This is a genomic window from Psychromonas sp. (genome assembly GCF_047632995.1).
Lineage (GTDB): Bacteria > Pseudomonadota > Gammaproteobacteria > Enterobacterales > Psychromonadaceae > Psychromonas.
The window spans coordinates 1-7,154 of the sequence record NZ_JBLIEK010000144.1; the positions used below are offsets into that span (position 1 = coordinate 1).

At 38.4% G+C, this 7,154-nt stretch carries 9 protein-coding genes; 1 reads left to right on the forward strand and 8 read right to left on the reverse strand.

Annotation, left to right across the window (positions count from 1 at the left end):
- Nucleotides 1–920 (forward strand): fructose-specific PTS transporter subunit EIIC (locus tag ACJAT7_RS16595; protein WP_415227918.1); only part of this gene is annotated, 920 nt, incomplete at its 5' end.
- A gap of 354 nt (nucleotides 921–1,274) precedes the next feature.
- Here ACJAT7_RS16595 and ACJAT7_RS16600 read toward each other — a convergent pair.
- The 8 genes from ACJAT7_RS16600 to ACJAT7_RS16635 form a co-directional block, all read right to left on the reverse strand.
- Nucleotides 1,275–1,520 (reverse strand): AAA family ATPase, encoded by a 246-nt coding sequence (locus ACJAT7_RS16600; RefSeq protein WP_415227919.1) that lies wholly within the window; start codon nucleotides 1,518–1,520, stop codon nucleotides 1,275–1,277.
- A 136-nt stretch (nucleotides 1,521–1,656) separates the two neighbouring features.
- Nucleotides 1,657–2,388 (reverse strand): oxygen-insensitive NADPH nitroreductase, encoded by a 732-nt coding sequence (nfsA, locus tag ACJAT7_RS16605; protein ID WP_415227920.1) that lies wholly within the window; start codon nucleotides 2,386–2,388, stop codon nucleotides 1,657–1,659.
- A gap of 223 nt (nucleotides 2,389–2,611) precedes the next feature.
- Nucleotides 2,612–3,067 (reverse strand): hypothetical protein, encoded by a 456-nt coding sequence (locus ACJAT7_RS16610; RefSeq protein WP_415227921.1) that lies wholly within the window; start codon nucleotides 3,065–3,067, stop codon nucleotides 2,612–2,614.
- A gap of 209 nt (nucleotides 3,068–3,276) precedes the next feature.
- Complete coding sequence (locus ACJAT7_RS16615; protein WP_415227922.1) at nucleotides 3,277–4,113, reverse strand: phosphotransferase family protein; 837 nt, start codon at nucleotides 4,111–4,113, stop codon at nucleotides 3,277–3,279.
- A gap of 445 nt (nucleotides 4,114–4,558) precedes the next feature.
- A complete protein-coding gene (locus tag ACJAT7_RS16620; protein ID WP_415227923.1) occupies nucleotides 4,559–5,104 on the reverse strand; it encodes a GNAT family N-acetyltransferase in 546 nt (181 codons plus the stop codon).
- 203 nt (nucleotides 5,105–5,307) lie between these two features.
- Nucleotides 5,308–5,631 (reverse strand): hypothetical protein, encoded by a 324-nt coding sequence (locus ACJAT7_RS16625; RefSeq protein WP_415227924.1) that lies wholly within the window; start codon nucleotides 5,629–5,631, stop codon nucleotides 5,308–5,310.
- Between the two features lie 133 nt (nucleotides 5,632–5,764).
- Nucleotides 5,765–6,379, reverse strand: coding sequence for a lysophospholipid acyltransferase family protein (locus ACJAT7_RS16630; protein ID WP_415227926.1), 615 nt, complete (start codon nucleotides 6,377–6,379; stop codon nucleotides 5,765–5,767).
- Between the two features lie 189 nt (nucleotides 6,380–6,568).
- On the reverse strand, nucleotides 6,569–6,892 hold the full coding sequence (locus ACJAT7_RS16635) for an antibiotic biosynthesis monooxygenase family protein (RefSeq protein WP_415227925.1): 324 nt from the start codon (nucleotides 6,890–6,892) through the stop codon (nucleotides 6,569–6,571).
- Between the last annotated feature and the right edge of the window lie 262 nt (nucleotides 6,893–7,154).

A 7,154-nucleotide genomic window follows, 5' to 3' on the forward strand; every position in this document is an offset into this window, starting at 1 on the left:
CATTTAAAGAAGAAGGCACTCTGGCTGCCGCGTTAATGACCATTGGTGGTGCCTCTGCCTTTGCATTGATGATACCTGTTTTATCAGGTTTCATTGCCTTTTCGATTGCTGACCGACCAGGTCTTGCTCCGGGTTTAATTGGCGGTATGTTGGCAAGTTCAACGGGTGCTGGTTTCCTTGGCGGTATTATCGCGGGTTTCCTAGCGGGCTATGCGGCTAAATTTATTGCCGATAAAGTCAACCTGCCCGCTTCAATGGAAGCGCTTAAACCTATCTTAATTATTCCCTTGCTTGCCAGCTTAGTAACGGGGTTAGTGATGATTTACGTTGTTGGTGGTCCGGTTTCTGCAATCATGGCAGGACTCACACAATTCCTTGCGAATATGGGCTCAGCAAACGCCGTATTACTCGGTACACTACTTGGCGCAATGATGTGTTTCGACCTAGGTGGTCCGGTTAATAAAACAGCATATACTTTTGGTGTTGGTCTATTGGCATCACAAACTTACGCGCCAATGGCGGCTATTATGGCAGCAGGTATGGTACCGGCACTGGGTATGGGATTGGCTACATTTTTAGCTAAATCTAAATTTATTGACAGCGAAGCGGAAGCGGGTAAAGCATCCTTTGTATTAGGACTTTGCTTTATCTCTGAAGGTGCAATTCCTTTTGCAGCAAAAGATCCAATGCGCGTGATCCCGGCTTGTATGGCTGGAGGGGCATTAACGGGTGCACTTTCTATGCTATTCGGTGCACAATTACTCGCTCCACATGGCGGCCTGTTTGTACTAATGATTCCTGGTGCGATCAGCCCAGTACTTATGTATTTAGTAGCAATCGCCGCAGGGACTGCAGTAACAGGCTTTAGCTATGCGTTCCTTAAGAAAAGCGATAAACAGCTACAACTTGCAACAGCTTAACTGCGTTATTTTTTACTAACAACCTATCAACCTATCAACCAACCTGAGCATCTAGCTGGGTTGGTTTTTTTGCAACACGCCCCTGTATAACTTGTTTGCTGCATTTACACACCAAGTTTTTCCATTAACTCAAGAAACGACTGTTCAATTGATTTACCCGCAGTATCAATTTGAATAACTTCACGTTCCCATTGTTCATAGCGCCTATTTTTAATTTCCTCCCAAGTTGGAAGCGTCAAGTTTGCTATTTGGCAATCCCTAATATTCGCCCGATCCTGATGTTCAACTGGATCTGAGCATTTTATTTCTATATTGATGAAATGAGCGCCGGCACTTATTGCAACTTCCTGCCATTCATCTCTCGTGAGTTTTATAGTTGGAAATTACACTCAAACCTAAATTTAAATTATCCCTCAATATTCGATAAATAAGGCGATAACCTTCACCTTCAACCTTGAAACCACATAGCTCACGAATTCCCTGCTCTACTGTATCAATACAGATATACATTGCGCCTATACGCCTTGAAAGCAATTGAGCTAGGGTTGATTTACCTGAAACTGGAAGCCCTGAAAATATATACAATGTGGGATTATTCAACTCCCCTCCTTTTTTTACTTAACCGGCGCGGCTTAATAGCACAAACTTCAAAAAGGTAAATACACTCACAACGTTTAAAAAAAGCGTGCGTCTGCAGTTCAAGCGTTTGTTAGCGAAATAAAATTACGACTCAACATTACAAAAGAGAAAATCCTTTTTTTTCTAAAAACTCTTTCATGTGCGGGCGAGCAGGTACACTCATCATCGCTGATATCTGGCTTGTCCATGTGGCGTGTCGGGAATTATTAGAACGATTTTGGTAATAGTCGCGACAAATTTCATTATAATTCCCTAAGTATGACGTATCTTCACTGTAATAATTTTCCATTAAAGTGACTTCAACAGGAAGTCGCGGTTTCTGCTCTGGCTTTTCATCTGGGTATCCCAAGCACATGCCAAAGACAGGATAAACATGATCGGGAATTTTCAACAATTGACATACTTTTTCTGGGTTATTACGGATACCTCCGATAAATACACCTCCAAGTCCCAGTGATTCAGCCGCGACCATTGCATTCTGCGCAGCCAGGGTGGCATCAACTGTTGCTATAAGAAATTGTTCTGTATACCCGGAGGCCATCTCTTTTTGTTCATAATGACAGACATCTTCAGATCTTTTCAAATCAGCACAGAACACCAGAAATACAGGGCTCTTTTCTACCCATGTCTGCGAGCCTGCCAGTGCTGCAAGCTCCTTTCGATTGTCATTATTTGTAATATTAATAATACTATAAGCTTGAATGTTATTCGAAGTAGCAGCCGAACCCGCTGCTTGTATAATGGCATTCAGCTTTTCTTTACTGATAGATTCTGCTGTAAATTTTCGAATTGAACGATGATTGTTCAGAAGGTCAATAACTTGATTCATGTTTTTCCCTTAATTAAGGTAATTAAAAGTAGGCAGAAAAAAGAGGCAGGACAGCCAGTCATTTTCTCTTTTCGGGAAGAAGCGAGCGAGGGGGTAGCTTGAATTTTCACTACCGGGGCTCTTTGATACAAAGCGTTTAAAACTTTTACACTATCTATCTGTTGAGATTATCACATCTATTCTAATTTTATAAAAGGTTTGACTGTCCCACCTTAACCCGATTCTATTTACTCGAGCCAAATTCATTTTCGGATTTTTCCCAAGTATCATTGAGATCCTTATATGCATCTGAAAATCCCTTTTTCATATTCCCCCAAGCGTTTCCAGTACTATTTTTCATGCTGCCATACCATTCGGCCACCTCATTTCGCTGCTTATGCAATGCCTTGAGGCTGTCACTCGCTTCTTCCCGCGCTTTCTTACTCATTTTATCCCAGCTTTCATCAATACGTGCCTCCAAGGCATCAATGCGCTTATCCAGATTAGCCAAAGCCATTTTTGTTTTGCGAATCGCTTCGTCCTTCTGCTCAACGGTATAGGCGTCAAGCGTCTGAAGCAAATCATCTGTTTGTTGCTTAACTTCTTCTATTGTCGTTTTATCATTTGCAGTTTCTGCATAGCAGAGCGAAGTGCCCCCGAGGATACCAATCAACACAACCGAACAGATATTAAATTTCATTTTTCATCTCCTTTCGTTATGGCCGCATGGCCATACTGTTTATTTGAATCTTGTCGTGGCGGACTTCAGTGCATTGTCGAGCTAGGTTCGCACATTATCTACGCCTTCTTTTAGATCCATCTCATTCGTCAAATAATACGCTATCAGAAAACGTTCATCACATACTCTGCGGCATTCGATTGACCAGACTCTTCCCAAAACCATTGCTATCAAATACCGCGATAGCTATCCTTATTTGTTAGGTATTTCATATTTTTCCTGATTTTATTTTTTAACCATTCTTCTTCATTTGGTACATTATCAGCCAACCTTGCAGCAGCAATAATTGGCCACCATTTTCTTAAGCTACTTCTTCTTATACCTGAGATAGCTAAATACTCACGCAGAAAAATCTTCCCAAGAAAAATCTTATACAACATAAAGCATCTTTTTTTAACACGATTCATTGCAAATGGAATAAATGGGGAAGTTAACATCAAATAGCTTCGCAAAATATCGCCCTCCCTATTTCCCGAGTAGCAATTCATCCAATCAATTATAAATAACTCTTTTTCAGTTCTGATTATGTTTCCAACATGAAAATCGCCATGACAAACATATGTTGTTTGAGAGATATTATTTAACTCTGCAATTATTAGATCCTGATATTCTGGAATTTTATTTGAATCTTTTATTAGAAATGACAACCTTTCTGTTTGGCTTGGTAACCCCTCAACAACTAATTTATTTAATTCGAACTGAGTCCTAGCCAAGTTCTTAATTATTTTTATGGCACTAAATGGTTTACTTATAAGCTCATTAAAGAGCAATTCTCCCTCTATAAAATCATAAACAATTCCGATACGGTCATTTATTTCAACTACCCCATGATATTTCGGCGCATTTATTTTAGAATTGTTGATAGATTCTGCAATACGGGCTTCATAATTTACTGATTCTAATTTATAAGCGCCTTTGAATAACTTAATAACCTTATCTGGAGCGTGTAAATATACATCTGATGTAGCACCACTACCAATATATCTCATCTTTTCAAAATTGGTCATTTCTTAATTTCCATCATTAGCACCACGAGTTGACCTAACAAGGCTTTAGAATCAGTCAATTCCAGCCCACTTTATTTAAAATAAAAACCACAATAATTCACATATAGTTGATATTCAATGGATTATTAAATTTTTACGAAGGGATTGATTAAATTGAGTGATGAATCAGTTTATTGCGGCGTGTAGGGAATTATTTGACGTTAGGCCATCACCTCTGGCATTACCAGAGTGTTTCCTAAGAAACGCTTTTTGGGCCGCAGCGATTGAAGGTAACGGAAAGGTCTGCGCTAAAACCGGCTGAATTTCACCCTGCTTTATGTAGCGCACAATATTAGTAAAAACAGTTTCCTTCCAGGCCCCATTAAGATGACCTCTTTTAAGTACATATCAAGGTCAACTATTACCTGCCCGATTTAAAGATTTGTTATATGAATTTTGAACATTATTACGAAGTCTCAATGCTTTTTAATAATATAACTTCATCGCCAGAGCCATAACCTTTGATGAGCGCAACGCGCTCTACTCCAAGAGCAGATTTATAAATTGCTTCTGCATGATTACCTTCCCTTGTGGTGACAATTATACTTTTAATGTTTAGGTTTAATCTGCTCACTTCCGCAGATATAAGTTCGAAAGATTTTTTGATTAGATCTTTAGCGATACCTTTTCCACGGAACTCCGGGGCCACTCCAATTTGCTCCAGCTCAAGTATAGATTGCTCTCTAAAGCCATTCTTAAAGCACCAAAGAATATATGCAACTACTTCGCCTTCAATTTCAACAATAAAATATGATGCTCTAGGAAAGCTGGCGTATGTGGATGCGATCCATTCTCGATGCATACTTTCACGCGGAAAGCATTTTTTGTATATCAGCGCTATTCCAGGTATATGATTTTTTTCTGCTTTGAGTATACGCACATTATATTCCAGACTTGTAACGAGGCTGTAGAATTGCTCTAACAACCAAATATTAGAAAAATAGAGTTTCAATATTGCACTCTAACCATTGTTAAGGCTCTGGCCACTGCATTTCCAACCCATGGAAATAGCTAAAAACCCTGCAAAATAATTAATATACTATCTCAACGCCTCAAACTCTGGCGCATAGATTCATGCTATTTTGGGGGTTTAGCAAAAACAGCGCTAGCCATTATGGATCCTGTGATTTAGCTTGTTAGATTTAACGACAACAATTATGAAATGAAATTCGCTTCCATCATTTCCACAATAACAGCTTCTGATATTGCGCTAATTTCGTATTCAGAGGATGAATAAATATCCCCTTCTTTATTACCCAAAGCTATATCTACAACATCTGGCTTATCATCATGAATGAGGATAACTATTTTCTTATCTTGAGCAATACAATCAATGGTAATGGCATCCGCTTGCATACCTTGATTTCGCAAGGTTTTATCCATTATTCCCATTAACGTATTGATGCTATTAAACTTGCTATAGAACAAATCGCTCGCCCTAGCGACAATCTCTGATAAATTTTTCAGCTTACTCTTCATCTTTAACTCTTATCGATTAGGGATTTAGACTGAAAGCACCGCTCTGCATCAGTAGCCAAAAAAGCGCATTGCAGTTTGTCGGTCCGGTTGCATGCTTTGTTTTCATGATCACTATCCTGATTAGGTTTGCTCATTAATTACTTTTATCAAACATTTTTCTATATGCCTGCTCAAGATCCATAGATCTATCTTTGTAATCGATCACATCACCAAACTCTACTTCGATGCATAATTTTTTATCACGGTTTTTTATAGCTGTTTTTAATGCCGTATTTGAATTAGTTTTTATGTTTACAGGCAATATCTGCAACTTATTTTTAACCGCGATAAGCTGCGTCCCTTTCTTAAACTCTGTAAGGTCTGTGCCCTGTACATTACGCGTGCCTTCGGGAAATATAAAAATTGAAGCCTCATTACTCAAGCTCTGTTTAATATCTTTAAAGAATTGATTCATTTTATTTGAGCCCCTATCCAGCAGAATAGAGCCTCCATTGCGAACAAACTTACCAAAGAAAAAAGAGTTATAGAGTTCTTTTTTTGCAACCCACAAGCCAAAAATATTAGTGTCTTTTAAAGCCATCTCAATCACACAGGGATCGATAATGCTACGATGATTAGAGAGCAGGAGATATTGGCCGTCAGGGTTTACCTTATCAAGGCCAGAAACTACGATTTCAATATTAAGTTTGGAAAACAAGCGGACAGCGTACTCCAAACGGAGCTTCTTTTTATCGGCATTTGTTGTCACCTTATTTAATTTAAAGCCAAATTTATTTGTTAAGAATAACGAATAAATCGCTATTTGTATCTGTTTCAGGTTCAAAAAATGCTCCAAAAAATAAATGTGTTCAGGACTCCCATTATAAGAATAGTCCTGAAATTATACGTATATTGTTCTTTTAATTGTTAAACAAAATGCCACAAACGATAACAATCTTTATGCGTTTGATTGTTTTGCTTTGTTATAGTTTAATTTATCCGAAATTACATACATTTCAATTGGGTATAGACTCGAAATTATACTCTCTTGCATTTTTTCTACTGCTTGTTGAGGCGCATCGTTTAAACTGAAAGCAATATCTCTTGCTTCCTTGGACGCCCACTGTGCATAAGCGGCAAAATTATTATCTGAAATTTTATGTAACCTAGCGCCTAGTGCGCCATGATTCGCTAGATAATGATCGGTAATAACTTCCCACCCTGAAATAAAAGCATCCTGTTTACCATGATGAATCTTCCATCGATATAGAACCGTATACATAACTCTCCTTAAAATATAACCCCCGCTTAAGCGGACAAAAATTGCTGGCTAAAATTGTCTGGCAAAGCGAAACGTAGCCAACTGTTGTTGTTTCGTTTAAACACTTTTTATGTGCAAACCGCTAATTTAAAAGGAAATTTATGTATATTTTCACACATTAAATAAATAAATATATACTGCCCAACAATCTTACTATTTAAGCTATTAAATCGAAGAAGCACAGCACCTTCAGCAGTCTATTTGCCCTTACTTGCCAGTATTC